We start from the raw sequence: 1,125 nt of genomic DNA on the forward strand, positions 1-1,125 counted from the left end.
CAGCAATTGACTGCCGCTGTCATGGCACAGGCAATCGAACAATCGTACCAATATGGCCGTGGGCCGATCGCGCTTGACGAAGTCATATTACGCTCGAGTGATGCCGGGGATTCGGTGCAGCTTTTCCACGAAAAGATGCTGCGCAAAGCCACGGTCGCGCCTAAAGGCATGCTGGCGACAACGTTTTCCTACACCACCAAATTCGGCGAGGATGCGAGAATGCGGCTACTCGCTCTGTCCGAAGCGCCGGAAATCTGGTGCGAGGCGGTGGCGCAGTGGCGCACGCTCCATGCGGGCAATGTCGCAACGATCGAGGAAACGCTGGCGCCGGATCCTCAGACTGAATGGCTGATCTATCAAACCCTTGCTGCGATCTGGCCGTTGACACTGCAGATCGACGATGAAAACAGTCTGCAGGCTGTCCGTAACGATCTTTGCGCATTCATCCAGAAAGCGATCAGCGAAATTCAGAGAGATTCCTTCTGGACGGAAATCAACAAGCCCTATGAGTTGGCCGTGATGGACTATATCGATCAGCTCTTCGCCGACCGTTCTTTCCTTCTGGACTTCACGAAGACGATGCGGCCTTTCTGGATAGCCGGCGCGCTCAATAGTTTTTCACAAACTGTTCTCAAGGCAACTGCTCCCGGCGTTCCTGTCATCTACAATGGAGCGGAATCCTGGGATTTCGCCGTGTCGAACATTCCGGCATCGAATGACATAGATTTCGATGCGCTTACTGCCCGGCTTTCCTATGCAGATCAGTGCCCCTTGAACATTCTCCTGGAGGATTGGCATACGGGTGCCGTCAAACAGCGGCTAGTCGCCGCTCATCTGCGTGCGCGAAAGCGCAAGCCTGAACTGTTCATCAGCGGCCAATACATTCCTCTGAAGGTAACCGGCAAGAAGCGGAAAAACATCGTCGCTTTTCTACGCAAGCACGAATCCGACTATTGTCTGGTAGCCGTCCCCCGCCAACCCTTCGAAGCGGTGAAACGGTTTCACGAACCCTTCATGCCTATACCCGCTTGGGGCGACACCGCTGTGCATATTCCAGCGGAAATCAATGGCAAGGAATTTCAGGATATCATGACGGGAAATCGATTGACCTTGACGGATAAGTGC

At 54.1% G+C, this 1,125-nt stretch carries 1 pseudogene; it reads left to right on the forward strand.

Annotated elements, in window-relative coordinates:
* Positions 1-1,125 (forward strand): annotated as a pseudogene (locus tag ACXJ5O_RS27820) (hypothetical protein); the annotation flags it as partial.

This window comes from Phyllobacterium sp. P5_D12 (genome assembly GCF_054049495.1).